Raw genomic sequence first — 26,439 nt, 5'->3', positions numbered from 1 at the left:
CCCGGGGTTCGGGGTGGTGGTTGCCGGTGGGCGTGGCAGGCGAGCCTTCGATGACCCGCACCACCCCGACCGGCGCGTTCGCGCGCGGTTCCTCAAGTGCTCGCCTGGCCCGAATCGACCGCACGGCGAAGGCGAGAGCACTCATGTCCTCTTCGGTGATCTGCACCGACGTAGCGCACACCTGGCCTGATGGCAGCAGCGCGTTCACCGGTCTCACCGTCACGTTCCCGGCCGGTGTGACCGGCCTGATCGGCGCCAACGGCAGCGGGAAGACCACCCTGCTGCGGTTGCTGGCCGCAACCCTGCACCCCACGCGCGGCAGCATCAGCGTCCCGGGCCCGGTGGCGGTGCTGCCGCAGAACCTCACCACCCGCACCCAGGCGCGCGTCGCGCAAGTGCTGGGCATCGAGCAGACCCTGGCCGCGCTGGCGGCGGTGGAAAGCGGTGAGGTCACCCCGCAGCACCTGGAGACGATCGGGCAGGACTGGGACGTCGAGCAGCGCGCTCATGCCCTGCTGGCCGACCTCGGCCTCGACGGCCTGCCCCTGGACACCGAAGTCGGGACGCTCTCCGGCGGGCAGACGGTGCTGCTGCACCTGGCCGCGCTGCTGCTCGCCCGGCCCGGGGTGCTGCTGCTCGACGAACCCACCAACAACCTCGACCAGCCGGCCCGCGAGCGGGTCGTGCACGCGCTCGCCGGGTGGCGGCACGGGGTGTGCGTCGTGGTCTCCCACGACCGCGACCTGCTGGAAGGCGTGGACCGCATCGCCGAGCTGCACCAGGGCCGCATCACCGTCCACGGCGGCGGTTTCAGCTCCTACGAGCAGGCCCTGGCCACCCAGCAGGCCGCCGCGCAGCAGGCGTTGCGCACCGCCGAGGCCGATGAGCGCCGCCAGCAACGCGACCTGACCCAGGCGCAGCAGAGCGTCGCCAAGCGGCGGAAGCAAGGAGCGCGGTCGGCGGAGAACATGCCCAAGATCCTCGCCGGGGCCCGGCGCCGCGCCGCCCAGGAATCGGCGGGCAAGCTCACCGGGATCGCCCAGCAGCGCCTGGCCGCGGCCCGCGATGCCCGCCGCGAGGCCGAGGCGGCGGTGCGCGAGGACGACCCGGCGATCCGCCTGGACCTGCCGGCCACGGCGGTGCCCGCGGGTCGCGGGGTGGCGCGGCTGCGGGAGGTGGTGCTGCCCCACACCGGGGCGCGGGTGGATCTCGACGTGCACGGCCCGCAGCGGGTGGCGCTGCTGGGTGACAACGGCACCGGCAAGACCACGCTGCTGCGGGTGCTGGCCGGTGACCTCGACCCCGAGCAGGGGGTGGTGGAGGTGCCGGTGCCGGTGCGGTTGCTGCCGCAACGCCTCGACGTCCTCGACCCCGGGCTCAGCGTGGCGGGCAACGTGGCGGCCGCGGCACCGGGGTTGAGCGCCAACCAGGTGCGGGCCGGGCTGGCGCGGCTGGGTTTTCCCGGCCGCCGCGCCGACCAGGACGCGGGCAGCCTGTCGGGCGGGGAGGCGTTGCGGGCGAGCCTGGCGGTGGTGCTGCTGGCCGAACCCGCCCCGCAACTGCTCATGCTCGACGAGCCGACCAACAACCTCGACCTCGACAGCATCGGTCATCTCGCGGCCGCGCTGCGGGCCTACCGGGGCGCGCTGGTGGTGGTCTCCCACGACCACCGGTTCCTCACCGACATCCGGCCCACCCGGTGGATGCGGCTGAGCGAGACCCTGTCCGACGTGGACGGTTAGGAGCCGGTCCAGGTGTGCGGGGTCTTGGAGATGAACGCCCGCACACCGCGGTGGAAGTCGTCGCTGCCGAACACGGTGCGCACCAGGTCGTCCCCGTCGGGCATGCCGGCCAGGCGCAGGCGGCGGATGGCCTCCTTGCTCGCCCACATCGTCAGCGGCGCGTGGGCCACCAGCCGGTCGGTCACCGAGGCCACCACCGCGTCGAGCTCGTCGAGACCGCAGAGCTCGTGGACGAATCCCGCGTCGTGGCCCTGCTCGGCGGTGAGCATCCGGGCGCGCAGCAGGACGTCCTTGGCGCGGGAAGGACCGAGGTGGAACACCAGCATCGAGGCGGTGTTCATCGCCAGGCAGTTGCCCAGGGTGCGGGCCACCGGCACGCCGAAGCGGGCCGTGGTGGTGGCCACCCGCAGGTCGCAGGCCGCGGCGATGGCCAGGCCCGCACCGACGCAGTAGCCGGAGATCGCCGCCACCGTGGGCACGGTGCACGCTTCCAGACGCCCGAAGACCGCTTCCATCCGCCGTTCGTAGGCCACACCGTCCTCGCCGCTGGTGAACTCGGTGAACTGGGCGATGTCGGTGCCGGCCACGAACGCCTCGGTGCCGGCCCCGCGCAGCACCACCACCCGGATACCGGGGTCGGCCTCGGCGCGGTCGATCGCGGCGACCAGCCCGTCGTACATGGTCCAGCTCATGGCGTTGCGCTGGGCGGGGCGGTTGAACGTCACCCGCAGCACGGGGCCGTCGGCGTCGACCAGCAGTTCATCGGACATCGGCGTGTTCCTTCCTTCCCGCCCGGCGGCGGGCCAGCAGGGGAGTGATGAGCGCGGCCGCGGCGATCAGCAGGATCACCACAGCGATCGGGCGGGTGGCCAGCAGCGCCATGTCGCCGTCGAAGATCGCCGAGGACTGCACCAGCGCCTTCTCCAGCAGACCCCCGATGACCACGCCCACCACCAGCGGCGCCATCGGCAGGTCGAGGCGCTTCATGCCGTAGCCGACGAGGCCGAACACCGCGACCAGCACCACCGAGAACACGTTGTTGTCGATGGCGAAGGCGCCGACGAAGCTGGTCATCAGGATCAGCGGGTACAGCAGCCCGTAGGGCACCCGCAGCAGCTGCGCGAACACCGGCGCGAGCGGCAGGTTGAGCACCAGCAGGATGACGTTGCCGATGAAGAACGACACCAGCAAGCCCCACACCAGGTCGGGTTGCTCGGTGAACAGCAACGGCCCCGGCTGGATCCCGTAGACGGTCAGCGCACCGAGCAGGACGGCGGTGGTGGCGCCGCCGGGGATGCCCAGCGTCAGGGTGGGGATGAAGTTGGCGTTGGCGGCGGCGTTGTTGGCGCTCTCGGGTGCGGCCACGCCCTGGATGGCGCCGTGCCCGAACTGCTCGCGGTTGCGCGAGACGCGCTTCTCCAACCCGTAGGCCAGGAACGAGGCCAGGGTCGATCCGGCGCCGGGCAGGGTTCCCAGCGCGAACCCGACGAGGCTGCCGCGCCCGATCGCCCCCGCCGAATCCCGCACGTCCTCGCGCCGGATGACCAAATCGCGGAAGCTCGCGCGGATCGGGCGCACCGCACCCACCCGGATCTGGTGCAGCACCTCGCCCACGGCGAACAAGCCGATGACGACCTCCACGTAGGGGATGCCCGAGAGCAGGTTGATGCTGCCGAAGGTGTAGCGGGCCTGCCCGGTTCCGGCGTCGATGCCCACGCACGCGATCAGCACCCCCACAGCGGCCATCGCCGCGGCCCGCGCCGTGGAACCGGTCGAGAGCACCACCATCGTCACCAGCGCCAGCACCATCACCGCGAGGTTCTCCGGCGGCCCGAACCGCAACGCCACCTGCGCGATCGGCGGCGCCAGCGCCGCCAGCAGGACCAGGGAGAACAGGGCCGCGGTGAACGAGCCGATCGCCGCGATCGCCAGCGCCGCACCCGCCCGGCCCTGCCGCGCCATCTGATACCCGTCCAACGTGGTCACCACGCTGGCGGCCTCACCCGGGGTGGACAGCAGGACCGAGGTGATCGTCCCGCCGTACTGGGCGCCGTAGTAGATGCCGGCGAGCAGGATCAGGGCGGTGACGGGTTCGACGGTCAACGTCATCGGGATCAGGATCGCCACCCCGGTCGCCGAGCCCATGCCGGGCAGCAGGCCGATCACGGTGCCCAGCACGACCCCGGCCAGGCACCACAGCAGGTTCACCGGTGTGACCGCCGTGGAGATCCCCAGCCACAGGTTGTCCCACATCCTCGCCCACCTCCCTTCCTCTAGATCCCGATCAGCCCGGTCGGCAGCGGCACCGCCAGCAGCACCCCGAAGATCACCCACACCACCGCACCCGCCACCGCCGAGAACACCAGCGACGACAGCAGGTTCCGGCCCTCCAGCCACGTCGAGATCACCAGCACCAGCCCGGCGAACGCCCACACCAGACCCACCACCGGCACCAGGGCCACCGCGGCGACCAGCAGCACCAGCACGCGCCGCAGGATCCAGGCCCGCCGCGCCGGAGTCCGCCCCGCGTCATCGACGCCCGCCTGCTCCGGCTCGGCCTCGGCGGCCGGGTGCCGCAGCTGGGTGGCCGCCAGCACCGCCAGCACCAGCCCGGCGGCCAGCGGCATGAACCCCGGCCCGATGCGGCCCTGCTCCCCGAAAACCCCGTAGACCGGCGCCGAGACCGCCACGGCCGCACCCAGCACCACCAGCGACGTCCACAACCACCGCTGCGCGCTCATCGCGCCACCACCCCGGAGATCTCCTGCTGCGCGCGGGCGAGGTAGGCGGCGAAATCGGCACCGAAGGCCGGACGGGCTTGCAGGAACTCCGAGGCCACGTAGTCGCGGTAGGCCTGCGAGTCGGCGAAGCGGCGCGCCGCGCCGATCCAGAACTCCCGCGCCGCCGGGTTGAGCCCGCCGGGGGCGATGATCCCGCGGAACTGCGCGAAGACCACCGGCACGCCCTGCTCCACCGACGTCGGAATCCCGGCGAGCTGGGGGTAGGGGTAGCGCTGGTCGGCGAACACGCACAACGCCTTGAGCTGCCCGGCCCGCAGCTGCCCGATGACCTCGCTGGGGTTGAGCGAGGCGAGTTCGACCTGCCCGCCCAGCACCGCGGCCATCGACTCCCCACCGCCCTCGTAGGGCACGGTGTCGATGTCGGCGCCGGTGGTGGCGCGGATCTGGGAGAACACCACCGCATCCGGACCCATCGCCCCGGAGATCGCCGCCAGCACCCGCCGCTGGCGCGCCTGGGCCACCGCCTCGGCACAGCTCGACAGCGGCGAATCGGGGCGGGCCACCAGCAGCGTGAAGTCCTCACCGACCTTCATGATCGGCGTGAACGAGCGGTGCGAGAACGCCACCTCGACCGACGCGGGCAGCGACAGCAGCGACGTTTCGGTGGCCAGCAGGTAGTTCGGGGAACCCGCCTTGCCCACGAGGTAGGAGTAGCCGACCGCGCCCTGCCCGCCTTCGCGGTTGTCGACGCTGAGGCTCAACCCCGGACTCGTGGCCGCCAGCCCGTCGGCCACCGCCCGCCCGGCGATGTCGCTGCCGCCGCCGGCGGCGAAGGGCACCACCATCGTCACCGGACCCACGGGCCGATCGGCCCCGGCCGCGTCCTGCGAAGCGGAACCGGCCGAACACCCGGAGGCCACCAGCACCGCCGCCACGATCACCGTCAACGCACGCATCGCTCCTCCTCGAGCTCGCGTCGCGAGAACTCACCTCACCGGCACACTCCCGCCGCCACCAGCGCGGCGACCTCCTCCTCGCCAAGGCCGAGCTCGGCCAGGACCTGCCCGGTGTGCTCACCGAGCACCGGGCCCGCCGCATCCCGCCGGGCCGGGGTCTGCGACAGCCGCATCGGCGACCCGATCTGACGCACCGCCCCCAGCTCCGAGTGCGGGGCGTCCCAGAAGAACTCCCGCTCGCTCAGGTGGGCATCGGTGAACACCTGAGCGGTCTCGGCGATCGGCGCGCACGGCACCCCCGCCGCCACCAGCACCTCCACGATCCGATCGGTCTCCCACCCGCTCGTGGTCTCCTCGATCGAGGCGATGAGCTCGGCGCGGTGGTGGTAGCGGTCGTAGGACGAGCCGTAACGGGCATCGTCGAGCAACGACTCCAGCCCCAGCGCCCGGCAGAACGCCGGCCACGTCTTGGTCGTGGTCGCCCCGACCGTCACCCACCCGTCCTTGCTGCGAATCGCCTGGTACGGGGCGCTGTTCTGGTGCGCCGACCCGTGCTTGGCACCGGACTCGCCGGTGGCGAAGAACGTCCCGGCCTCCCACACCGCCAACGAGGCACCCGCCTCGAACAACGACACGTCCGCGCACTGCCCCCGCCCGGTGGCCTCCCGCGCCCGCAACCCGGCCATCGCGCTCATCGCCGCGTAGAGCCCGCACACCAGATCGCACACCGGCACCCCGACCTTCACCGGAGCACCCCCCGGCTCACCGGTGATGCTCATCAGCCCGGCCCGCGCCTGGGCCATGATGTCCAGCCCCGGCTGGGCGGCCAGGGGACCGTCCTGACCCCACCCCGACACCGCCACGTACACCAGCCGCGGGAACCGCTCGGCGATCTGATCGGGCCCGAAACCCAAGGCGCGCAACGCCCCCGGCCGCAGGTTCTCGATGAGCACGTCCGCCGTGTCCAGCAGCGAGGCCAGGACCTCCTTGCCCTGCTCGGTCTTGAGGTCCACGGCCAGCGAACGCTTGTTGCGGTTGAGCCGCACGAAGGGGGAGGAGTGCTCGCCCAGGAACGGGCCGGTCTGGCGCACCGGGTCGCCACCGGAGGGGTTCTCCACCTTCACCACGTCGGCACCCAGGTCGGCCAGCTGCATCGCCGCGTACGGGGCTGCCATGAACGCGCCGATCTCCACCACGCGCACACCGGCCAGCGGGGCCGTTTCTGATCGGGCGGTCTCTGAACGGGTTCCCACCTGCCACGCCTCCCACCGTCTCGGGCGATCCGCCGTTTGGGGCGATGGGCGATGACCGTGATCGGCATCACCTGACTTTTGTCTACAGCAGTCAGATCATGGCTGACAAGCTCGGCCACGCAGGTTGCTCCACCCGAGGCAATAGGATCGCGGCCGGAGAGATCGCGCCCAGCGCGAAGGAGAAGACGTGGACACCACCAGCAGCGCCCCGCACATCACCGGGCCACCCAGCCTCGTCGAACTCGCCGCGGCCACCCTGCGGCGCATGATCGTCGGCGGCGACCTGCTCTGCGGTCAGCGCATCGTCGAAAACCGCCTCACCGGCGAACTCGGCATCTCCCGGCCACCCCTGCGCGAAGCGCTGCGCGTGCTCGAACGCGAAGGACTCGTCCGCCAGGTGCCCCGCAAAGGCGTCATCGTCACCCCGCTGACGCTGCACGACATCTACGAGATCTGCACCCTGCGCGCCGAGTTCGAACGCCTGGCCATCCGCCTCGGCGTCCCGGTCACCGACCCCGCCCGCCGCCGGCGCTGCCACCAGGCCCTGCACGCCATGAGCCAAGCCGCCGCGGACGGCGACCGCCCCGCCTACCTGGAGCGGTCCTTCGAGTTCCACGTCTCGATCGTCGGCCTGTCCGGCCACGCCCGCCTCGAAGAGGCCTACCGCTCCCTGCAACTGCAGCTGATGCTGTCGATGGCCCTCAACCGCCGCGCCCGCGAAGAGCACGAGAGCCTCGACGGCGACGTCGCCCGCCACACCCACCTGCTCGAGATCATCGACACCGGCGACCCCCACGCCGTCCTCGACGCCCTGGCCACCCACGGCGACCGCAGCTTCCTCGACGGCATCGAGGACACCGTCGACGGACACACCGACGTCGCGCTGGCCTGGCTGGCCCAGCAGCGCACGACCCAGCAGCGCACGACCGAGTTGGGCACGACCCAGTCGGGCAAGACCAGGAAGGAAACCCCGTGAACGACCCGCTGACCCTCACCGTCGACGGCGCCACACCCCACATCGACCCCGAGGCCTTCATCGCCCCCGGCACCAGCCTCATCGGGCAGCTGAGCATCGCCGCCCGCGCCAGCATCTGGTACGGCGCCGTCCTGCGCGCCGACCAGGAGACCATCACCATCGGCGAGGCCACCAACATCCAGGACGGCACCGTCATCCACGCCGACCCCGGATTCCCCGCCGACATCCACCCCGAGGTCACCGTCGGCCACCGAGCCGTCCTGCACGGCTGCACCGTCGAAACCGGCAGCCTCATCGGCATGGGCTCGGTCGTGCTCAACGGCGCCCGCATCGGCGCCGGATCACTCGTGGCCGCCGGAGCCGTGGTCCTGGAAGGCACCCAGATCCCGCCCGGCTCCCTGGTCGCCGGCACCCCCGGCAAGGTCCGCCGTGAACTCACCGACGACGAACAAGCCGCCCTCAAGCTCTCCGTCGAGCAGTACCTCACCCTCGCCGCCAAGCACCGCAAAGCCCTCTGACACACCCCGGGAGAGCAGAGTGACCAGCGCCTACGACATCGACGTCACCACCGCCGAAGGCACCAGCGTCCCGCTGCGCCACTACGCAGGAACGCTGACCCTCGTCGTCAACGTCGCCAGCAAGTGCGGACTGACCGCGCAGTACGAGGGCCTGGAAGCCCTCCACCGCGAGTTCGCCGACAAGGGCCTGCGCATCGTCGGATTCCCCTGCAACCAGTTCCTCGGCCAGGAACCCGGCACCGACGAGCAGATCCAGGAGTTCTGCCGCCTCACCTACGACGTCACCTTCCCCGTCCTCGGCAAGATCGACGTCAACGGCCCCGAGGCCGCACCCCTGTTCGCGCACCTGCGCGCCGAAGCCCCCGGCGACTGGGGACCCCACCACGGCGAGTTCTACGACAAGATCAGCGCCGTCACCCCGGCCACCGAACCCGGCGACATCGTCTGGAACTTCACCAAGTTCCTCCTCGACGACCAAGGCGAGGTCCTCGCGCGCTACGAACCCCCCACCACCCCCGAAGACATCAAAAAAGACCTCCAACAGCACCTCTGACACCGACCGCCTTGGTCGCGCCGGAAACACCAACCCCACGCGACCAAGGCGACCCACCCAAACCCGAAGAGTCCGGGGGCCGGTGCACTTCCTATGCTGGCCCGGTGAATCCGACGGACATCGTCATTTCCGGCCCGGTGGTGTTCGCCGCACTCGTGTCGTGCGCAGCAGGGGCACTGAGCTTCGCATCGCCGTGTGTGTTCCCGCTCGTACCGGGCTACGTCGCCTATCTCGCGGGTCTAGTGGGTGCTGATTCCCCCGCAGTGACCCCTGCCGAAGCCGAAACCAAGCAACGTGGTCGCTGGCGGATCGCGGGTGCGGCGGCTCTGTTCGTCGCAGGGTTCAGCATCGTGTTCATCGCAGCAACACTCGCCGTCCTGGGCCTGACCGACGCGATCGGCACCAACAGCGCCTGGCTGCAGCGACTGGGCGGGGTCATCACCGTGCTGATGGGTCTGGTGTTCCTCGGCCTCGTCCCGCCGTTGCAACGCGACGTCCGCCTGCACCGCCTGCCACGAAGTCGCGGACTGATCGCCGCACCACTGCTGGGCGGAGTCTTCGGACTCGGATGGACGCCCTGCCTGAGCCCCACCCTCGCAGGCGTGATCTCGCTTGCTGTCGCCACGGATCCGAGCGTCGCGTCTGGCATCCGGGGCGCTGTGCTCATCGGTGCTTACTGCGTGGGGCTCGGCATCCCGTTCGTGCTCATGGCACTCGGCGCACAGTGGGGCATCCGCACCGCCGGGTGGCTACGGCGTCACGGCCGCACGGTGCAACGCACCGGGGGAGCGTTGCTGGTGCTTCTCGGGTTGAGCCTCGTCACGGGCCTGTGGCAAGAACTTCTCTTCCCGCTCCAAACAACGATCAGCACTTTCGAACTACCCCTCTAACCCTCGACTGCGACACCGGGTGAAGTGAACGAATTCCTCGATCTTCGGTGATAGCGCGCTTCTAGTCTTGCGAACGCAATCGCTCAAGATCGACGAGAGGGAGTTCGTGTTGGAATCCGTGCGGCGTGTCTTTGCCATCGGATCGGTTGCCGCCATTGCTGCGGCTGTTCTGTCAGTGATCACTGCCTTGCCCGCGCAAGCCACACCTCAGCAGTGCTACGACCGGATCGCCGTTACCGGCAAGGCGAATCCGACCGTTTGGGATGCGTGCAATCAGCCGGTGGGCCCAGGAGGGAACGAGGAGTGCCTGCGACTGATGCAGGCTGAGGGAATTTGGACCGTGGGACTTGCCCAGGAAGCCTGCACGCTCCGCGGGTAGTCGTCTGAAGCTGTGCGGCGAGCAATTTTGGGACAAGATCGACCAACACGGAACGAACGGGAAATCTGGGGAAGTGCAGAAAACCACTTGGGGTGCGGTGGCGGCCACCGTAGTAGTTTCGATAGTGACCGGTCCGACGTCTACAGCTGCTGCGGACCCAGCGCCGGGGTTTGACTTCGACCCGGTCAAACTTCAAGGCCGTATGGATGACTGCCTCGAATACGCCGTAGACGATGCGTTCCTTCTGATGGGATGGATCAACATCAGCACCGGAGAAACCAGGCAGTGGCGATGCAGCTCGTTGAAACACATGATGTGGGATCCACGACCGTCGGGGCCGCATGATCCATACGTGAACGTTAACGATTTCATGCGCTGTGCTGACCGTGTCGTCAGCTACGGGTTTCCCCGGCCGGGCGATCCAGGGAACACCCGCTACATCCTGCAGTACCACGGTACGGAACGTCGGGGAAATGTCGTGGTCAACAGTGCCACGAGTGATATTGCCACGATCTACACCGAACCGAACAACGACTGGGCGGAGTGTGCGTACTGGGCCCCTGCTGGCGCTAACAGCGCGTCCCAGCGTAGCGACTGGCAAATGACTCTATCCTGATCAGTATGAGGCCAGCGGGAGTGCGGGGGCGGATCGAGGAATTGCGGCGGGAGCAGCAGCGCCTCGCCGAGGCTCACCCTGAGCGGGAGTGGGTGCGGGCGGTGGCGTGGTGGCTGCACGGGTGCGCGCTGCTCGGCTACGGCGACGCCGGGGCCGGCAGCGTCGTGGAGGCCTACCGGCGGGTGCTCGCCGCCGACCGGCCCGGGCAGCAGCGGGGTAGCGGTGCCTGGCAGCGGGGTGCGGTGGAATGCCTGCGGCAGCTGCGCGAACCCCTGCGCGAGGTGGCTGCGGATCCGCAGCGCAACGCCGCACGCGACGACGAGATCGCCGCGCCGGTGTTGCTGCGGATCCCGGCCGCCGTCTTCCTCGGCCGCACCGGCCCGGACACTCATTTCCCCTTGGCGGGTCTCAACGCCGCCGGTGCGCTCGGCGCGCAGGCCATCACCGCCTACGAGGCGCTCACCTTCGTCTGCGCCGCCGGCCACTACGAACCCGACCGGGCACCGATGGACTCGATGCGCGCCCTGCGCACCCGCTACGAAGATCACCCCGCCCAGCGCCCAGCCCTAGAAGCCGAGATCCGCGCTGCGCTCCAGACCTTCGAGATCGGCTAGTCCCGCCGACCGCAGACCACGGTCGCGTCGAGCTCGTCGTTGCGCGACACCCGGACGTGCAGGCCCGCCGCGCGCATGAGACCTGCGGTGCCCTCGGCCTGCTCCTCGGAGGTCTCCACGAGCAGCGCTCCGCCGGGGGACAGCCAACGTGGGGCCTCGGCGATCACCCGCGCCTGGATCGCCAGGCCGTCGGTGCCTCCGTCCAGAGCCCGTCGGGGCTCGTGATCACGAGCCTCCGGAGGCATCAACGCCACCGCGTCGCTGGGCACGTAGGGGGCGTTGGCGGTCATCACCCGCACCGAACCGGCCAGATCGCGGGGGAGAGGGGACAGCAGATCCCCCGTCACGACCTCACCTCCCGGCAGGTTCACCCTCGCGCACGCGGTCGCGCGCTCATCGACGTCGCACGCCCACACCACCGCCTCCGGGCACTCCGCGCGCACGGCCGCGGCCACCGCACCCGACCCGCAGCACACGTCCACCACCACAGCACCCGAAACCACGTGCTCGACAGCGAGTTCGACGAGGTGCTCGGTGCGCCGCCGCGGCACGAACACCCCCGGCGCCACCGCGATCCGCAACCCCCGGAACCACGCCCACCCCAACACCTGCTCCAACGGCAACCCCGACACCCGCGCCGCCACCATCGACTCCAGACGCGCACCGTCACCACCGGCCTCACCGACCAGCAGCGCGGCCTCGTCCTCGGCGAACACGCACCCCGCCGCCCGCAACCGGGAAATCACCGCATCCTGCGACATCAACGCCCCCCACACCCGCGCGAACAACCGGCCCATCCTCGCACCCGACCCGCCGAACGAGTTCTGCCGCGCCCCCGGGGCACGGGGACGCGGCAGAACTCGAAGTCAGGTTTTCGGTTGTGCGCTGAAGACCTCAGTCACGCGGAAAACGCGTGCAGGCCTGCGAGCGGGGGTGCCGCATCTGCGCGCGGGCACGCTCGAGTTCCCGCGTGATGCCGCCCAGCCAGCGAACCATATTTGCCATGGGGCGTCCTCCATACTGCTTCTGTAGGGACTTGATGTGGAGTTGACGGTTTCCCGCTCGTTGTCAACACCCGGATACGCGGACACCCACTTCTCCGGCCGAGTTCGTACCCGTCACCCGGGATGTCGTCGCAGGTCGTCCGCGTGTTTCAACCGTGACATAACAGAACGGTCACAACAATGAGCGGGCGGTCACACCCCACCGGACGACCCCCGGAACCACGCCCCGTGGCGATCAACCCGGATGCGCCCCCACCGCATCCCGCAACTCACCGGCCACCGCCACATCCGACTGACGCGCACAATGCGCACAGCAGAAGAACCGGCCACTGGCCTCCACACCGTGCCCCAAGATCCGGCACCCGCAATGCTCGCACTGCGGAGCCAACCGCTGCGCCGCGCACTCGAACGAATCGAACGTGTGCACCCCGCCCCCCACGGTCCGCACCTCGAAACTCATCCAGTACTCGTTCCCGCACACCTCGCAGGTCCCCATCGAAACCGCCCTCCACGAACCAGACGACAACCCAACATCGCGAGCATGCGGCCCAGCACCACACCCGGCAACCGCACCCACACCCGAACACAATTCACCTCAGCGCCCCCGCCACCCTGTGCCAGCATGATCACCACCACACACCACGACCACCCCGGAGGCCGCCCGTGCACGACGACCGCCACATCGTCGAACAACGCCTCGACCGCGTCCTGCACCAACGCATCAAACCCGCCCAACACACCGAACCCCGCCCCATGGACATCGCCGTCTGGCACACCCCCGGCGAACCCGTCCCCGTCACCGAAGCCCTCAACGCCACCTACCAACCCACCCACATCGGCCAACCCTGGGGACCCGCCTGGGGCACCGCCTGGTTCCGCCTCACCGCCACCATCCCCGAACGCTGGGCCGGCCACACCGTCGAAGCACTCATCAACCTCGGCTCCACCCCCGAACGCCCCGGCTTCCAATGCGAAGGCCTCTGCTACACCCCCGACGGCACACCCCTCAAAGCCATCAACCCCCTCAACACCCACCTCCCACTCCCAGCCACCCCCGGCACCCACACCATCTACGTCGAAGCCGCCGCCAACCCCGACATCCTCGGCCCCCGCGGCTTCCAACCCACCGACCTCGGCAACCACCCCACCCCCGACGGACCACCCCTCTACCAACTCCGCCAAGCCGACATCGCCCTCCGCCACACCGAAACCGCAGCCCTGTTCCACGACGCCGAAGTCCTCGACCAGCTCATGCGCCAGCTGCCCGAGAACTCACCCCGCCGCCACGAAATCCTCCGCGCCCTCGAACGCATGCTCGACACCCTCGACCTCCACGACATCCCCGGCACCGCCACCACCGCCCGCAACCAACTCACCGACGCCCTCACCTCACCCGCACACCCCAGCGCCCACCAGATCTCCGCCGTCGGCCACGCCCACATCGACTCCGCCTGGCTCTGGCCCATCCGCGAAACCATCCGCAAGATCGCCCGAACACTTGCCAACGTCACCACACTGCTCGACACCCACGACTTCCACTTCGCCATGTCCCAGGCCCAACAACTCGCCTGGATCAAAACCCACCACCCCCAACTCCACGACCGCGTACGCCACCACATCAACAACGGCGGCATCGTCCCCGTCGGCGGCATGTGGGTCGAATCCGACACCAACATGCCCGGCGGCGAAGCCCTAGCCCGCCAACTCATCCACGGCAAACGCTTCTACCTCGACGAATACGGCATCGAAACCCGCGAAGTCTGGCTCCCCGACTCCTTCGGCTACAGCGCCGCACTCCCACAACTCATCAAACAATCCGGCAACCACTGGTTCCTCACCCAAAAACTCTCCTGGAACCAGACCAACCGATTCCCCCACCACACCTTCCACTGGGAAGGCATCGACGGAACCCGCATCTTCACCCACTTCCCACCCGCCGACACCTACAACGCCGAAATCACCGGCGCCGAACTCGCCCGCGCCCAGAACAACTTCGCCGAACACGGCTACGCCCACCACTCACTCCTCCCGTTCGGTCACGGCGACGGCGGGGGAGGACCCACCCGCGACATGCTCGAACGCGCCCACCGCACCCACAACCTCGAAGGCTCACCCCAAGTCCACCTCCACACCCCAACCCAGTTCTTCACCACCGCCCAGAACGACCACACCCACCCCGCCGTCTACACCGGAGAGCTCTACCTCGAAGGCCACCGCGGCACCTACACATCCCAAGCCCGCACCAAACAAGGAAACCGACGCAGCGAACACCTCCTGCGCGAAGCCGAGCTCTGGGCCACCACCGCCACCATCACCACCGGCGAGCCCTACCCCTACGACGAACTCGACGACATCTGGAAACAAGTCCTCCTCCACCAATTCCACGACATCCTCCCCGGCTCCTCCATCGCCTGGGTCCACCGCGAAGCCGAAACCACCTACACCCACCTCGCCCAACGCCTCAACACCCTCATCACCCACGCCCAACGCACCCTCGCCGGCCACGGCGACCAACCCATCACCTTCAACGCCGCACCCCACACCCACCACGACATCCCCGCCCTCGGCGCCACCACCACCCGCACACCCGCACCCACCACACCCCAACGCCAACCCGACGGCACCATCACCCTCGACAACGGACTCATCCGCGCCACCCTCGACACCCACGGCCTCATCAACGCCGTCCACGACCACACCACCGACCGCGAAGCCCTCGCCGCCCCCGCCAACCTCCTCCAAATCCACCCCGACCACCCCAACCACTGGGACGCCTGGGACATCGACGGCTTCTACCGCCACACCGTCACCGACCTCACCGACCTCGACTCACTCGACATCGTCGACAACACCGTCGTCCTCCAACGCACCTACCAGAACTCCACCATCACCCAAACCCTCTCCGTCCCAGCAGGGGAGAAGCGCGTCGACATCACCACCGACATCGACTGGCACGAATCCGAAAAACTCCTCAAAGCCGCCTTCCCCCTCGACATCCACGCCGACCACTCCGCCTCCGAAACCCAATTCGGCCACGTCAAACGCCCCACCCACACCAACACCTCCTGGGACAACGCCCGCTTCGAAATCTGCGCCCACCGCTACATCCACGTCAGCGAACCCGACTACGGCCACGCCCTCGTCAACGACGCCACCTACGGCCACGACGTCACCCGCCACACCCGCGACGACGACGGCACCACCACGACCATCCGCCTCTCCCTCCTGCGCGCACCCCGATTCCCCGACCCCGACACCGACCACGGACACCACACCCTCCGCTACGCCCTCTGCATCGGCGCCGACATCACCGAAGCCGCCCGCCAGGGCTACCGCATCAACCTGCCCACCCGCACACACCACGGCACCAACCCCGTCACACCCCTGATCACCCTCGACAACGCAGGCGTCATCGTCGAAGCCCTCAAACTCGCCGACGACCGCAGCGGCGACCTCATCGTCCGCCTCTACGAAGCCCGCGGCGCCCAAGCCCGCGCCCACCTCACCACCAACTTCCCCGCCACCACCATCACCCGCACCGACCTCCTCGAACGACCCACCCACGACCCCCAACCACCCGACACACCCCTGCAACTCCGCCCCTTCGAAATCCGCACCCTCCGCATCACCCGCGCATGAAAACGGGCCCCTGGACACGCACCCAGGGGCCCGACGCAAGGGGAGCGGTCACCCCAACAACCGCAACCAACCCTCCCGATCCACCACACCCGTCACCGCAAGACCCGACGCCGCCTGGAACTCCCGCACCACCGAGACCATCCGATCCCCGAACACCCCGTTCGCCGGCACGTACCGACCCCGCGACGTCAACAGCACCTGCACCGCCCGCACCGCCTCACCCCGGGCACCCGCACCCAGCACCGGCGTCACCGACTCCCACGCCAACCCACCGAACAACCCCGGCTCAGCCACCCGCGACCCGAAGCACGACGGACCCGACCCGGCCCGCTCCGCCACCACACCCGCGGACGCCCGCTGCGTCGACTCCCCGAACACCCCGTCCACCGGTACCACCGCACCCCGAGCACCCAACAACATCTGCAACGCCGACACGCTCGGACCCTGCGCACCCGGACGCAGCAACGGCCACGTCACCGGCTGCACCACCGCCAGCCCCAACGCCGCACCCACCGACTCCCGCAACTCCGGCAACCGCGCGTAGAGCACATCACCCGGGCACGCCGTCGACATGTAATCCCGATGCCCGTAGATCTCACCCGGCTCGATCCCGTACTGCGACACCATGTACGAGCACAACGACACCAACGACTCCCACAACGACCCCGGAACCGACGCCTCGGTGTAGGTGCCCTCGTTCTCGATCCCCAACGACACCGAGTTCTGCTCACCGGCGTGCGCGCCCTTGACGTGCTGAGACCCGCCCTGCAGCGCCGCCAAGCTCTTGTGCCGGCCCTCCATCAAGTGGCCACCGCGCGAGTTGGTGAAGTTCTGGCCCGTGTCCGACCAGCCGTTGGTGTCCATGTGGTAGTCCTGGATCTGCCTCGATAACTCGAAGGCGTGCGACTGCGACGTGTCATCGCTGTTGGGCGTCGCCGTGTGATGCACGATGATCTTCGTCGGCTTCGAGTCCAGCACCTCGATCTCACCCGAGGCGTCCCGGGCGTCCCAATCCGACGTCGAGGAGATCGACGGAGCCGCCGCACGGCCTCCCACCCGCGGAGCCGCCGCGCTCGCCGGCAACCCGGCGAAACCCACCGCCGACACCGCCAGCCCACCGGCCAGCACCGCACGCCGAGCGACCCGCACTTCCCGTTGCACCATGACTTCCACTCCCTGAAAACCGGTCAGCGATCACGAAACAGGGCCCGCGCCCTGGGGATTCGACACGCTACGCAGCCGATCACGGCAACGGGAATTCCTGGCGACAAGCCGCCACCAGTTCGCCAACAAGTAACCAACAGACAATCGCGCGGCAACACGTCATCACCGGCCGCCCCGCGCGTCACCGCAGTGGACCGCGATCACCGAGGGACGCACGGGGGAGACCCATGAGCCGCTTCACCCAATTCCTGCGCCGCCAGGTCGACGTCGACCTCGAACTGCACAGCCAAGCCCGCCAAGACGAGGAGACCGGCAACGCCACCCACCGCTGCCTCATCGGACCCCTGCGCGGATTCCGCGAATGCGAGCTCAAAACCCGCCTGCTCGCCCAGCACGAGCGCTGCGGCACCGGCGAAGGCCCCTGCGACGTCCTCGGCACCAGTTACCCGCCCGAGGACGAACGAGGATGCCTCACCCTGGCGTTACTCGGCCTGCCCTACGCCGACCGACCCGGCTACGCCCACCGCTGGCGTCCCTGACCCGGCGGTTCACCGCATCGGCAGACCGTTCCAGCGGGGGTGCAGGTTCTCCTCGTCCAGCTCCCGCATGAGCATCCGCGCCTCATCGGCTGCCGCGTGCAGCCCGGTGCGGATGAACCGGCGGTTCTGCTCGTCGTTGGTGCACAGCGACTGACGTGCCCGCGCCTCCAGGCGCTCGATCAGCTCCCGCAGAGCTTCCTGGCCGTTCATGACGACCTCCCCGAAGAAGGAGTGATACCTCCAGCATCCACCGCCCGCAGGAGGAGGGGAGTGCCTTTAGGCCCGCCCGCGAACCCGCAGGAATCGAACCCGCGTTCGACCTGCTGTCGGGGTCGGGTCTCAGCGGAGGGGAGCGGCGCGTGGGAGCTTGGACCGGGACGGAGAGCGGGAAGGGCTCGCGGGAGTCGCGGAGCCCTCATGACGGCAGTGGGGTGGTCCGGCCGGATCGCTGGAACGCGCTGGGCCACAACCAGATCTGTAAGTTGATCTTGTAATTTCGTGGATAATCTACGTTATCCATCAATCAGGGTGATGGCCCGACGACCGGCCCGATCTTACCCCGGGGGATCGAGGCGTCCTTCAACCGACTCGCAGGCCACCTTCAGGGCCCGTCATCGAGTCGCGCTGAGGTCTCGCTTGTCTTCCGACGCGCCCATGCAGAAAGCGCCGGCCGACTCCGATCAGCCGCACTCATCAGGCTCCGTGATCATCAACGTGCAAATGCCCTGCGCGGACCACTGTTTCGAGGTCCAGCCAGACCAACCCCAATACGTCACTGTGACGTAAGTAGTGGTCGATAAGGGTTCGACCGAGACAGGGGGATCACCGGCCACCACGCCGCCGAGAAGTCTGAGTCGCACCCAACAGGCACGTTCGCAGGAGCCGCGAAGACAGCACGCCGCACATCACGACGCGCACGCTCAACCAGCCCGACGCATCACCGCAACGCCGCACCACGCATCCCAGCACCCAACGCCACCCGGCGGCCCGCACACGAGAACGAGCCCGCACCATGCGACGCCCCGGTCACCAAAAAGACCGAAAAGCGCCACCCAGCCGCCCCTCTCAGCCTCATCGGCCCATCACCCCGTAAGGCCGATAATGCACATTATGTTAAGTGAAGTGTTCGGGAGACCCAGCAACCCGCTTCCCCGACCTCCGAAGCCGGACCGAGCGAGATGGGCGAACGAGGCGACAACGAGGCGACGTAGTCGCCCTACGGCCGCGCGTTCGTCGTACTCGGCCTGGGCGTGCTGCTGCGGCTTCTGATGGGTTGGGGGAAGTTTTCATGAAAACTTCCCCCAACCCGACCACGACGAGACCACGAAGGTCTGGACCGAGATCGCTCACGGTCTCTGTCAGGATGCTTGCGCCTCTCCCCTGCGTCGGGCCATGTCGAGGGCTGCGAGGTGGCTGAAGACCATGCAGGCGCCGATGGGGTTGCCGCCTCCTGGGTAGGTGGTGCCGGAGACGGCGGCCATGGAGTTGCCCGCGGCGTAGAGGCCGGGGATTACGTCGCCTTCGGTGTTGAGGACTCGGGCTCGCGGGTCGGTGCGCAGGCCGCCCTTGGTGCCGAGGTCGGAGATGCCGAAGGCGGCTGCGTGGAAGGGGCCCTTGGTGATGGGAACCAGTGGTGAGGCTCCGCCGGTGAAGGCGCGGTCGAAGGGCTCGTCGCCGCGGGCGTAGTCCTCGTCGGTGCCGGATTCGGCGAAGGTGTTGAAGCGGGCGACGGTGCGGGCCAGGTTCTCGGCGGGGACGCCGATCTTGGTGGCGAGTTCGTCGAGGGTGTCGGCGGTGTGCCAGAGGCCGGCGTCGACGTAGTCCTGGGTGTTGCCCATGGGGACGCTGGTGGACTGCACGGGTGGCCTCTCCCCTGCCCTGTCGTCGTAGATCATCCAGTACGGCAGGGTCATCGCCTCGTCGGCGAGGCGGCTGAGGATGCGGCGGCCGATGCGGTCGTAGGCGGCGGACTCGTTGACGAAGCGCTCGCCCTGGTCGTCGACGAAGATGCCGCCGGTGAACCAGAGGGAGAAGGTCGAGGTGCCGTCCGGGTGGGTGATGCCGGGTGACCACCAGGCCTCGTTCATGAGGTCGGTGTCGGCTCCGGCGGTGATGCCGGCCAAGGTGGCCAGGCCCTGGTTGCTGGGCGGGCCCATGGCGTCGCGGGTGGTTCCGGGGACTCCGTGCTGGTCGCGCATCTGCTGGTTGTGCTCGAATCCGCCTGCGGCGATGAGGACTCCGCGGTGGGCGCGGACGTGCTGGCGGGTGCCGTCGTGGGTGATCACTGCTCCGGTGACAGCGCCGTCGGTGAGCAGGAGTTCGTCGCAGACGGCGTTGCGGCGCAGGTCGGCGCGGGGTTGCTTGGACAGGGCGAGGAGCAGGCGCGCGAGGAGTGCTTGGCCGCCGAAGAGTCCGTCCGGGAGGGGTTCGTCGGCGCGTTCGGTGCCCAGGGGTGGGCGGAGGGTGTCGCGCAGCGTTCCGAGTTTTTCGGCTTTGAGGGGTTTGGCCATGATGTGGCGGCCGGTGGCGTGGGCTTGGGGTGCGGAGCCGAAGTAGTCGGGCCAGGGGAAGGCCATGAATTTGAAGTCGGTGTCGGCTTCGAGGTAGTCGATGAGGGGTGCGCCGCCTTCGAGGAAGGCGTCTTGGAGTGCGGTGGGTGTGCGTTTTCCGACGACGGCGCGGAAGTAGGTGCGGGCGGCGTCGAGGGTGTCGTGGTGGCCTTCGCGGGTGAGTGCGGCGTTGCAGGGGAACCACATGCCGCCGCCGGAGTAGGCGGTGGTGCCGCCGAAGTGGGTGGAGGCTTCGGCGACGATGACCGAGAGGCCTTCGCGGGCGGCGGTGTAGGCGCCGGTGAGTGCGCCGCCGCCGGATCCGATGACGAGGACGTCGCATTCGTGGTCCGGGGTGTTGGCCATGCACCCAAGTAGAACATGTTTCATTTTGCGTGGCGAGGGGTTTGCTGGCGCCGCTCCCCTGGCTTCGTCAGGGACGGCCTCGGGATGCTTGCCCGGAGTCGTCGCGGGTGGCGGGGTTCTCGAAGATGACCTCGGGGTAGCCGGCCGTGGGGCCGTCCAGCAGTGGTTGCGGGATGCCGCGCAGGTGCTCGTCGAGGAACGCCGCGACGTAGTCGCGGGTGATCTCGGCTGTGCGGTGGCCGTCGAGCGGCTCGTCGGGAAGTCCGACGCCGAACTGCTCGGAGAGGATCGAGAAGTCGGTGAACGAGGAGTGGCTCGTGCCCGAGACGGTCAGCCAGCGTCGCCAGTCGGTCAAGTGGGGCCAGCTGGTGTCCCAGGATTCGTCGGTGCCTCCGGGGCGGTGTTCGGGTGTGCCGAGGAGCAGGAAGGGCTTGGCGAGGTCGTGGCCGAGCGCTGGGAAGAAGGTGCCGTCGAGGTTGATTCCGGCGGTGACGCGCGGGTCGGTGCTCAGGGTTTGCGCGGCGCTGGCGCCGCCGATGGAGTGGCCGACCATCGCGATGCCGTTCGGGCGCAACGGGGTTTTGCGGGGTAGTTCGTCCAGGAGGAACGCGACGTCGTCGCCCCGGGTGCGCACCACCTTCGCGTAGTCCTGGGCTTGGCAGGCCAGGCAGGTGGTGAGGCGGCCGTCGGGGAACTCGGTGGCGTGGGATTCGTGGTTGTGGCCGATGAGCGCGACGGCGTAGCCGCGGCTGGCGAGGTCTTCGGCCAGGCCGGTGAGGGCGGCGCGGGGGTGGGAGAAGCCGGGTGAGAGCAGGACGAGCGGGAGCGTGGCCGAGATCGGTGGTGCGTCGGTGCGTGCGTGGGTTCGGGTCGTGCTGAGGACGTCGTCGGGTACTGGGGGGAGGTCTTGGAGGTGGTGGAGGATTTCGCGGGATTCGGCCGGGGTGACGTATTGGGCCGATGGCCCGTCGGTGGGGGCTGCGGGGTACCAGAGGGTGGTCATGAGTTCGCGTGGTTGGTCGGGTGCCCACGGGTCGAGGCGCTGGTGGTCGACCAGGTGCAGTTGTGATGTGCCGATCGGCAGTGGTCCGGTGGGTTCGGGCAGTGCGAGCTGGGGCGGTGCGGCGTTCGCGGTGGTGCCGGAGAGCGCGAGGGCGGCGCTGAGAGCCAGTGCGGTGAGCAGTGTTGGTCGCATTTCGACAGCGTCGCGGGTGGGGCCTGGTGCGCGCGTCGGGGCGAACCCTGGTGGTGACCCGGAGTGGTCGGGTCGGATGACGGTTGGCCGTTCTGCTGGGGTGCGGGGTTGCCTGTGTGAGTGGGTTGTTCGGGTGGGGAACCGGGTCTGGGGTGTGGTGCGTCGGAGCGGTGAGTGCGCCGGTTCGAGAGGAGTGGTCGTGGTGGACGACGCTTGGCCCGAGATGGTGGAGGGTTGGGAGTTGGCCCGTTCGCAGGGGCGGGAGACCTATCGCAAGCGGTTGGCCAACAACGTGACGGTGTTCGCGATCTGGGAGTCGGCCGCGGGCGTGGGCCGGGTCAAGGCGCGGGTGGGTTCGTCGGGGTTGGGTCGGGAGTTGACGTGCAGCCGGACGGACTTCCGGGATCGGGAGGCGTTTTGGACGGCTGCGTGGTGCGTGGTGGAGATGGCGGCGAACTTGCCGTTGTTCGAGGGTGAGCGCGAGAGTTCGGCGGGGTCGTGGGTGCGGGAGCCGGTGGCCGGTTCGGTGGAGGTCGACGAGGGTGCGTTGACGTTCACGCTGGTCAGCGGTCGTGCGGTGACGGTGGTGCTGTCGAGCGAGCAGGTGGCGGAGCTCTCGCGGGATTTGGGGGTGGCCGGTTGGGTGGGTGCGTGACCGGCCGCTCCCCCTTGTTGTAGTGCCGGGTGGCGACGGCGGGTAGGGCGTGGCTGTGGTCGCCGGTGTGCCGGGGCTGGGTTGGGGAGGCCTGGATTCAGTGCGGCAGGAGGCGGCTGCCTGCCTGGTGCCGTCGTCCTGGGGCTGCTTGCTGTTGTCGTGGTTCTGTGGGGTTGTCAGCGGTTGTTGAGGGGGAGTTCGTCGAGGTCGAGGGGGCCGAAGACGGTGGTGAACAGCCGTGCGGCGCGGTGGGTCATGGCGGTGGGGGTTTGGGTGGGGTGGTCGGTCCACCAGGTGACCAGGGCGTCGAAGACGTTGATCCAGGCGGCGGTGAGGGCGGAGGCGTCGAGGGGGTCGTGGTTGTCGGCTTTGCGGAGCATGTCGGCGACGCCTTGGGCGCCGACGGTGTGCATGCGGTGTTCGTAGTGGGTGCGTTGGCCGGTGAGTTCGGTGGGCATGGTGGGGTCGCGCAGGATGCGCCACATCCAGGTTTGGCCGTGCAGGGCGGTGAAGATGCGGTCGAGGCTGAGGATGGCTTGTTCGGGTCCGACGTGGCCGAGGTCGGCGGTGTGCTCGATGACGCCGGCGATGGTTTCTCCGGCGCGGGTGAGGCAGGCGGAGAAGAGGCCTTGTTTGGAGCCGAAGTAGTTGTAGATGAGGGGTTTGGAGATGCCGGCGTCGGTGGCGATGGTCGTCAGTGAGGTGCCGGCGTAGCCGTGTTCGGCGAAGGTGCGTCCGGCGATGTCGAGGATCTGGCGTTCGCGTTGTGCTCGGGCGACGCCCTTGGTTCCTGCTTTGGCCACTCCGGGAGTCTACCCAAGTGGGTGACCCGCTGGTAACTTACCGAAAGGTCAATTCGCCGGGGAGGGACTTTTCGATGACCGACCTGCTGGATCCGATGAAGAACCCCGTCACCTACGCGATCCCGTTCTTCGTGCTGAGCATCGCCATCGAGCTCGCCGCCCTGAAGTGGCTCGACCACGACGACAACGCCACCGGATACGCCTTCAAGGACACCCGCACCAGCCTGACCATGGGCGCGGGATCGCTGGTGTTCCTGTCGGTGTTCAAGGTCGCCACGTTCTTCGTCTACAACGCGCTCTACACCCACCTGGCGCCGTGGCACCTGCCCACCGACACGTGGTGGTTCTGGCTGCTGCTCATCGTCGGGCTCGACCTGGCGTACTACCTCAACCACCGGTTCGTGCACCGGGTCAACATCGGCTGGGCCGCCCACCAGGCCCACCACTCCAGCGAGTACATGAACTTCGGCACCGCGCTGCGGCAGAAGTGGAACCCGTGGTTCGAGTTCTTCTTCTGGCTGCCCCTGCCGCTGCTGGGCTTCGCCCCCTGGGCGCTCTACATCGCGTTCTCGATCAACCTCGTCTACCAGTTCTTCGTCCACACCGAGGCCATCTCGAAGCTGCCGCGGCCGATCGAGTTCGTGTTCAACACGCCTTCGCACCACCGCGTGCACCACGGCTCCGACCCCGAGTACCTCGACAAGAACTACGGCGGCATCCTCATCATCTGGGACCGCGTGTTCGGCACCTTCCAGCCCGAACTGCACCGCCCCACCTACGGGCTCACCCACCCCGTGGAGACCTACAACGTCGTGACCCTGCAGTACGGCGCCTTCGCCGACATCCTGCGCCAGGTCCGCACCACCCCGCGCTGGCGCGACAAGCTCGGCTACCTGTTCGGCCCGCCCGGCTGGTCCCCCACCGACTGACCTACCGCTCACCCATCGCCGCCGCCGACTCCCGCCCGTCATCCGCGGCGCTGATGGTCGGGGCGCGTCGAGGCAGTGGGCAGTTTTAGTCATCACCACCCATGATCAATGTCCGTTATGTCCGGACGATTATGGCTAAAACTGTCCACTGCCCAGCACCTTCGAGGAGAGCGGGGATCGTTTTGTCGACTTGGTCCCCAACGGTGTGGACGGCGGTCACATTCGCGCGCTCGCGGGCGTCATCGGGGTGAGGCCGGGAAGAAGGGGGTCGGGTGTGATGGTGCTCGTGTCGGTGATCGTGATCGTGGTGACCGCGGTGCTCAACGCGGTCAGCGCGGTGGTGGACTTCGCCGGCGGCCGGTACGTGGTGGGCAACGCCGAGGCCAACGGGGTGGCGCGGGAGTGGTTGCCGGTGCTCGGTGGGCTCAAAGCGGCCGGGGCGGTCGGGTTGCTGGGCGCGGTGCTGGGAGTTCCGGTGATCGGGGCGTGGGCGGCGGCCGGGTTGGTGCTGTTCTTCGTCGGTGCGGTGGTGGTGCACGTGCGGGCGGGGACGTGGTCCACGATCGCCGCGCCCGGGGTGTTTCTGGCCCTGGCCGCCGGGTCGCTGTGGTTCACCCTGACGGCCTGATGCGAAGGGGGCTCCGGGATTCCCGGAGCCCCCTTTTTCGCGCTGGTGGCGTGTCAGTCGACGGACATCTCGCCGAGCAGCGACCAGTCGTCCTGGTCGAGGGAGGTGTTGATGACCCGCGGGGTTTCGGCCAGGTGCGGCGGCAGGGTCTGCTGGGCGTGCTTGAAGTGCTCGCTGTTGACGTGGGCGGCGCCGGCCTCTCCGTCCCGGAAGGCCTCCACCAGCACGTACTCGTGGGGGTCTTCCAGGCTGCGCGACCAGTCGAACCACAGGCAGCCGGGCTCGTTGCGGGTGGCGTTGGTGAACGCGGCGGCGATCTGCGGCCACTGCTCGGCGGATTCGGGCTTCACGCGGAACTTCGCCGTGATGAAGATCATGTGCGTCGCTCTCCTGATGGTGCTCGCGGGGCGATGTCGGACGAGGACCATCCTAAGTGGCCGATCATCGTGCGCCGGACGGCCCGTCTTCGGCGAGCTCTTCGGTGTAGCGCACGCGCAGCCGCTCGGTGCGTTCGGCGGGCCACGGGCAGCGGACGTCGCCGTGCAGGGCGGCGAAGAGCAGCTCCAGGTGGGTGTGCCAGGCGGCCAGCAGGATCGCCCGCTGGTCGGGGTCGGTGATGGTGTGGGTGAGCACCAGGCGGGTGCCGATCGGGTGCTGCTCGCGCAGCGCGAAGCGCACCTCTCCCCCGTTTTCCCAGCTGTAGGCCAGGGTTTCGGGCGGCGTGGATTCGGTGACGGGCCCGGCGTGGCCGTAGCCGTGGGTGGCCGGGAGCGGCGCCGTCCCGCCGGGTTCGGGTGGTTCGCCGCCGGTGAGCAGCTGCCACACCTCGCCCGGGGGTTGGACGAGGTCGCGTTCGAAGCGCAGCTGCCAGCCGTGCTCGGTGGGCTCGGCGTGGCCGGTGGCGAGGTCGAAGAGGTCGATGAGGTTCTCGGCGTGGGTGAACCAGGCGGTCATGTCGAATTCGGCGGTGGTGCCGTCGAGTCCGGCTTGCAGGGCGTCGAGGCAGAGCAGCCAGCCGGCGCCGTGGCGGGCGGCGGAGGGGCGGTCGCTGTCCGGCCCGCGGAGGGTGTGGCTGAACACCAGCAGGCAGCCCTGCTCGTGCGGGAGGAGTTCGCAGCGGATGACGTCGCTGTCCCAGCGGAACGCGAAGACCTTCGGTTCGTCGACCTCGAGGATCTCGCCGGTCTCGGGTGCGCCGCTGTCGGGTGCATCGGGGCCTTCGAAGGTGAAGCGCATCGCCGCGCCCGGGGCGAGGCGGTCGAAGCTCACCCGTGCCGGGAACCACGCCGCGAGTCCGTCGGGGTCGGTCACCGCCGTCCACACCTTCTCCGGCGGGTGGGCCAGCACGCGCTGCAGGCGCAGCACCGGGTGTCCGTTGATCATCGACAGGTGCGGGTTCATGTCTGCTCCCTCGTCTGGTCGAGGTGGTGCTCCAGGGCGTCGAGGTGCTGCTCCCACATCCGCCGGTAGGGCCGCAGCCACTGCTCGATCTCGGCGAGGGGCTCGGGGCGGAGCCGGTACCAGCGGCGCTGGGCGTCCTGGCGGACCTCCACCAGACCGGCTTCGCGCAGCACCTTGAGGTGCTTGGAGACCGTGGGCTGGCTCAGCGGGAGCGCCTCGACGAGGTCACCGACGGCGCGTTCCCCGGTGCGCAGCAGGTCGAGGATGTCGCGACGGCGCGGTTCGGCCAGCACCTCAAACGTAGTTGCCACATCACGAATATAGACCGA

At 69.0% G+C, this 26,439-nt stretch carries 27 protein-coding genes; 12 read left to right on the top strand and 15 right to left on the bottom strand.

Features of this window, described 5'->3' with window-relative positions:
* The first annotated feature begins 50 nt into the window (after positions 1 to 50).
* Positions 51 to 1,742 carry an ATP-binding cassette domain-containing protein gene (locus QFW96_RS05055; RefSeq protein ID WP_281454341.1) on the top strand — a complete coding sequence of 564 codons (1,692 nt, stop codon included), beginning with the start codon at positions 51 to 53 and terminating at the stop codon, positions 1,740 to 1,742.
* Here the strand turns inward: QFW96_RS05055 and QFW96_RS05050 are convergent.
* Genes QFW96_RS05050 through QFW96_RS05030 form a run of 5 tightly spaced genes read right to left on the bottom strand, consistent with a single transcriptional unit; the run spans position 1,739 to position 6,692 of the window.
* The gene (locus QFW96_RS05050; protein ID WP_281454340.1) at positions 1,739 to 2,512 is read right to left on the bottom strand and encodes an enoyl-CoA hydratase/isomerase family protein; all 774 of its coding nucleotides are present in this window, start codon (positions 2,510 to 2,512) and stop codon (positions 1,739 to 1,741) included. The genes QFW96_RS05055 and QFW96_RS05050 overlap by 4 nt on opposite strands.
* Positions 2,502 to 3,995 (bottom strand): tripartite tricarboxylate transporter permease, encoded by a 1,494-nt coding sequence (locus QFW96_RS05045; RefSeq protein WP_281454339.1) that lies wholly within the window; start codon positions 3,993 to 3,995, stop codon positions 2,502 to 2,504. The genes QFW96_RS05050 and QFW96_RS05045 overlap by 11 nt, the downstream gene beginning before the upstream one ends.
* A 20-nt stretch (positions 3,996 to 4,015) precedes the next feature.
* A complete protein-coding gene (locus tag QFW96_RS05040) occupies positions 4,016 to 4,483 on the bottom strand; it encodes a tripartite tricarboxylate transporter TctB family protein (protein WP_281454338.1) in 468 nt (155 codons plus the stop codon).
* Positions 4,480 to 5,439 (bottom strand): tripartite tricarboxylate transporter substrate binding protein, encoded by a 960-nt coding sequence (locus QFW96_RS05035; protein WP_281454337.1) that lies wholly within the window; start codon positions 5,437 to 5,439, stop codon positions 4,480 to 4,482. Before QFW96_RS05035 ends, QFW96_RS05040 begins: the two co-directional genes overlap by 4 nt.
* A 35-nt stretch (positions 5,440 to 5,474) precedes the next feature.
* A complete protein-coding gene (locus tag QFW96_RS05030; RefSeq protein ID WP_281454336.1) occupies positions 5,475 to 6,692 on the bottom strand; it encodes a CaiB/BaiF CoA transferase family protein in 1,218 nt (405 codons plus the stop codon).
* Positions 6,693 to 6,879: 187 nt separating this feature from the next.
* On the opposite strand from QFW96_RS05030, the gene QFW96_RS05025 reads away from it, so the two are divergent.
* The 6 genes from QFW96_RS05025 to QFW96_RS05000 all read left to right on the top strand — a co-directional run bounded on the left by QFW96_RS05025 (position 6,880) and on the right by QFW96_RS05000 (position 11,238).
* Positions 6,880 to 7,668 carry a GntR family transcriptional regulator gene (locus QFW96_RS05025; protein WP_281454335.1) on the top strand — a complete coding sequence of 263 codons (789 nt, stop codon included), beginning with the start codon at positions 6,880 to 6,882 and terminating at the stop codon, positions 7,666 to 7,668.
* Complete coding sequence (locus QFW96_RS05020; RefSeq protein WP_281454334.1) at positions 7,665 to 8,186, top strand: gamma carbonic anhydrase family protein; 522 nt, start codon at positions 7,665 to 7,667, stop codon at positions 8,184 to 8,186. Before QFW96_RS05025 ends, QFW96_RS05020 begins: the two co-directional genes overlap by 4 nt.
* A 19-nt stretch (positions 8,187 to 8,205) precedes the next feature.
* A complete protein-coding gene (locus QFW96_RS05015) occupies positions 8,206 to 8,739 on the top strand; it encodes a glutathione peroxidase (protein WP_281454333.1) in 534 nt (177 codons plus the stop codon).
* 104 nt (positions 8,740 to 8,843) lie between these two features.
* Positions 8,844 to 9,629 (top strand): cytochrome c biogenesis CcdA family protein, encoded by a 786-nt coding sequence (locus tag QFW96_RS05010; RefSeq protein ID WP_281454332.1) that lies wholly within the window; start codon positions 8,844 to 8,846, stop codon positions 9,627 to 9,629.
* Between the two features lie 476 nt (positions 9,630 to 10,105).
* Positions 10,106 to 10,624 carry a hypothetical protein gene (locus QFW96_RS05005; RefSeq protein ID WP_281454331.1) on the top strand — a complete coding sequence of 173 codons (519 nt, stop codon included), beginning with the start codon at positions 10,106 to 10,108 and terminating at the stop codon, positions 10,622 to 10,624.
* 5 nt (positions 10,625 to 10,629) lie between these two features.
* Entirely contained in the window at positions 10,630 to 11,238 is a 609-nt protein-coding gene (locus QFW96_RS05000) for a hypothetical protein (RefSeq protein WP_281454330.1), read from the top strand.
* Here QFW96_RS05000 and QFW96_RS04995 read toward each other — a convergent pair.
* Together QFW96_RS04995 and QFW96_RS04990 are read right to left on the bottom strand one after the other, a co-directional pair.
* Positions 11,235 to 11,999, bottom strand: coding sequence for a putative protein N(5)-glutamine methyltransferase (locus tag QFW96_RS04995; RefSeq protein WP_281454329.1), 765 nt, complete (start codon positions 11,997 to 11,999; stop codon positions 11,235 to 11,237). The two genes, QFW96_RS05000 and QFW96_RS04995, sit on opposite strands and share 4 nt — an antisense overlap.
* Positions 12,000 to 12,477: 478 nt before the next feature.
* Positions 12,478 to 12,738: a Prokaryotic metallothionein gene (locus QFW96_RS04990; protein WP_281454328.1), complete on the bottom strand. Its 261-nt coding sequence runs from the start codon at positions 12,736 to 12,738 to the stop codon at positions 12,478 to 12,480.
* Positions 12,739 to 12,905: 167 nt separating this feature from the next.
* Between QFW96_RS04990 and QFW96_RS04985 the strand changes: the two genes are divergently transcribed.
* Positions 12,906 to 15,881 carry an alpha-mannosidase gene (locus QFW96_RS04985; RefSeq protein WP_281454327.1) on the top strand — a complete coding sequence of 992 codons (2,976 nt, stop codon included), beginning with the start codon at positions 12,906 to 12,908 and terminating at the stop codon, positions 15,879 to 15,881.
* Between the two features lie 48 nt (positions 15,882 to 15,929).
* Here QFW96_RS04985 and QFW96_RS04980 read toward each other — a convergent pair whose 3' ends face one another.
* Positions 15,930 to 17,045: a peptidoglycan recognition protein family protein gene (locus QFW96_RS04980; protein ID WP_281454326.1), complete on the bottom strand. Its 1,116-nt coding sequence runs from the start codon at positions 17,043 to 17,045 to the stop codon at positions 15,930 to 15,932.
* Positions 17,046 to 17,074: 29 nt separating this feature from the next.
* On the opposite strand from QFW96_RS04980, the gene QFW96_RS30170 reads away from it, so the two are divergent.
* Positions 17,075 to 17,584 carry a DUF6221 family protein gene (locus QFW96_RS30170; RefSeq protein WP_343231359.1) on the top strand — a complete coding sequence of 170 codons (510 nt, stop codon included), beginning with the start codon at positions 17,075 to 17,077 and terminating at the stop codon, positions 17,582 to 17,584.
* A gap of 9 nt (positions 17,585 to 17,593) precedes the next feature.
* On the opposite strand, the gene QFW96_RS04970 is transcribed toward QFW96_RS30170, so the two are convergent.
* The 3 genes from QFW96_RS04970 to QFW96_RS04960 form a co-directional block, all read right to left on the bottom strand.
* Positions 17,594 to 17,794 carry a hypothetical protein gene (locus tag QFW96_RS04970; RefSeq protein ID WP_281454324.1) on the bottom strand — a complete coding sequence of 67 codons (201 nt, stop codon included), beginning with the start codon at positions 17,792 to 17,794 and terminating at the stop codon, positions 17,594 to 17,596.
* Positions 17,795 to 18,942: 1,148 nt separating this feature from the next.
* The gene (locus QFW96_RS04965) at positions 18,943 to 20,499 is read right to left on the bottom strand and encodes an FAD-binding protein (protein WP_281454323.1); all 1,557 of its coding nucleotides are present in this window, start codon (positions 20,497 to 20,499) and stop codon (positions 18,943 to 18,945) included.
* A gap of 67 nt (positions 20,500 to 20,566) precedes the next feature.
* Positions 20,567 to 21,694, bottom strand: a complete 1,128-nt coding sequence (locus QFW96_RS04960; protein ID WP_281454322.1) for an alpha/beta hydrolase family protein — start codon at positions 21,692 to 21,694, stop codon at positions 20,567 to 20,569.
* A gap of 193 nt (positions 21,695 to 21,887) precedes the next feature.
* Between QFW96_RS04960 and QFW96_RS04955 the strand changes: the two genes are divergently transcribed.
* Positions 21,888 to 22,349, top strand: coding sequence for a hypothetical protein (locus tag QFW96_RS04955; RefSeq protein WP_281454321.1), 462 nt, complete (start codon positions 21,888 to 21,890; stop codon positions 22,347 to 22,349).
* 176 nt (positions 22,350 to 22,525) lie between these two features.
* Here the strand turns inward: QFW96_RS04955 and QFW96_RS04950 are convergent, their stop codons facing one another.
* The gene (locus QFW96_RS04950) at positions 22,526 to 23,152 is read right to left on the bottom strand and encodes a TetR/AcrR family transcriptional regulator (RefSeq protein WP_281454320.1); all 627 of its coding nucleotides are present in this window, start codon (positions 23,150 to 23,152) and stop codon (positions 22,526 to 22,528) included.
* Positions 23,153 to 23,226: 74 nt separating this feature from the next.
* On the opposite strand from QFW96_RS04950, the gene QFW96_RS04945 reads away from it, so the two are divergent.
* Together QFW96_RS04945 and QFW96_RS04940 are read left to right on the top strand one after the other, a co-directional pair.
* Positions 23,227 to 24,081, top strand: a complete 855-nt coding sequence (locus tag QFW96_RS04945; protein WP_281454319.1) for a sterol desaturase family protein — start codon at positions 23,227 to 23,229, stop codon at positions 24,079 to 24,081.
* A gap of 277 nt (positions 24,082 to 24,358) precedes the next feature.
* Positions 24,359 to 24,709 (top strand): DoxX family protein, encoded by a 351-nt coding sequence (locus QFW96_RS04940; protein WP_281454648.1) that lies wholly within the window; start codon positions 24,359 to 24,361, stop codon positions 24,707 to 24,709.
* A 53-nt stretch (positions 24,710 to 24,762) separates the two neighbouring features.
* On the opposite strand, the gene QFW96_RS04935 is transcribed toward QFW96_RS04940, so the two are convergent.
* The 3 genes from QFW96_RS04935 to QFW96_RS04925 all read right to left on the bottom strand — a co-directional run bounded on the left by QFW96_RS04935 (position 24,763) and on the right by QFW96_RS04925 (position 26,421).
* Entirely contained in the window at positions 24,763 to 25,086 is a 324-nt protein-coding gene (locus QFW96_RS04935; protein ID WP_281454318.1) for a putative quinol monooxygenase, read from the bottom strand.
* A 64-nt stretch (positions 25,087 to 25,150) separates the two neighbouring features.
* Positions 25,151 to 26,110 carry an SRPBCC family protein gene (locus tag QFW96_RS04930; RefSeq protein WP_281454317.1) on the bottom strand — a complete coding sequence of 320 codons (960 nt, stop codon included), beginning with the start codon at positions 26,108 to 26,110 and terminating at the stop codon, positions 25,151 to 25,153.
* Positions 26,107 to 26,421 (bottom strand): ArsR/SmtB family transcription factor, encoded by a 315-nt coding sequence (locus QFW96_RS04925; protein WP_281454316.1) that lies wholly within the window; start codon positions 26,419 to 26,421, stop codon positions 26,107 to 26,109. Before QFW96_RS04925 ends, QFW96_RS04930 begins: the two co-directional genes overlap by 4 nt.
* Positions 26,422 to 26,439: the final 18 nt, after the last annotated feature.

The organism is Saccharopolyspora ipomoeae, assembly GCF_029952525.1.
Taxonomy (GTDB): Bacteria; Actinomycetota; Actinomycetes; order Mycobacteriales; family Pseudonocardiaceae; genus Saccharopolyspora; species Saccharopolyspora ipomoeae.
Note: the sequence above shows the minus strand (reverse complement) of the source record. Positions and strands in the feature narration are given on the sequence as shown.

Excerpts from the sequence above, each read along its gene's own strand:
- QFW96_RS04945 (WP_281454319.1), top strand. The coding sequence starts at position 23,227 with ATGACCGACCTGCTGGATCCGATGAAGAACCCCGTCACCTACGCGATC.
- QFW96_RS05045 (WP_281454339.1), bottom strand. The coding sequence starts at position 3,995 with ATGTGGGACAACCTGTGGCTGGGGATCTCCACGGCGGTCACACCGGTG.
- QFW96_RS04970 (WP_281454324.1), bottom strand. The coding sequence starts at position 17,794 with ATGAACGGCCAGGAAGCTCTGCGGGAGCTGATCGAGCGCCTGGAGGCG.
- QFW96_RS05055 (WP_281454341.1), top strand. The coding sequence starts at position 51 with ATGACCCGCACCACCCCGACCGGCGCGTTCGCGCGCGGTTCCTCAAGT.
- QFW96_RS04990 (WP_281454328.1), bottom strand. The coding sequence starts at position 12,738 with ATGGGGACCTGCGAGGTGTGCGGGAACGAGTACTGGATGAGTTTCGAG.
- QFW96_RS04965 (WP_281454323.1), bottom strand. The coding sequence starts at position 20,499 with ATGGCCAACACCCCGGACCACGAATGCGACGTCCTCGTCATCGGATCC.
- QFW96_RS04935 (WP_281454318.1), bottom strand. The coding sequence starts at position 25,086 with ATGATCTTCATCACGGCGAAGTTCCGCGTGAAGCCCGAATCCGCCGAG.
- QFW96_RS05050 (WP_281454340.1), bottom strand. The coding sequence starts at position 2,512 with ATGTCCGATGAACTGCTGGTCGACGCCGACGGCCCCGTGCTGCGGGTG.
- QFW96_RS05035 (WP_281454337.1), bottom strand. The coding sequence starts at position 5,439 with ATGCGTGCGTTGACGGTGATCGTGGCGGCGGTGCTGGTGGCCTCCGGG.
- QFW96_RS05040 (WP_281454338.1), bottom strand. The coding sequence starts at position 4,483 with ATGAGCGCGCAGCGGTGGTTGTGGACGTCGCTGGTGGTGCTGGGTGCG.
- QFW96_RS04995 (WP_281454329.1), bottom strand. The coding sequence starts at position 11,999 with ATGTCGCAGGATGCGGTGATTTCCCGGTTGCGGGCGGCGGGGTGCGTG.
- QFW96_RS04940 (WP_281454648.1), top strand. The coding sequence starts at position 24,359 with ATGGTGCTCGTGTCGGTGATCGTGATCGTGGTGACCGCGGTGCTCAAC.
- QFW96_RS05000 (WP_281454330.1), top strand. The coding sequence starts at position 10,630 with ATGAGGCCAGCGGGAGTGCGGGGGCGGATCGAGGAATTGCGGCGGGAG.
- QFW96_RS04930 (WP_281454317.1), bottom strand. The coding sequence starts at position 26,110 with ATGAACCCGCACCTGTCGATGATCAACGGACACCCGGTGCTGCGCCTG.
- QFW96_RS04960 (WP_281454322.1), bottom strand. The coding sequence starts at position 21,694 with ATGCGACCAACACTGCTCACCGCACTGGCTCTCAGCGCCGCCCTCGCG.
- QFW96_RS04980 (WP_281454326.1), bottom strand. The coding sequence starts at position 17,045 with ATGGTGCAACGGGAAGTGCGGGTCGCTCGGCGTGCGGTGCTGGCCGGT.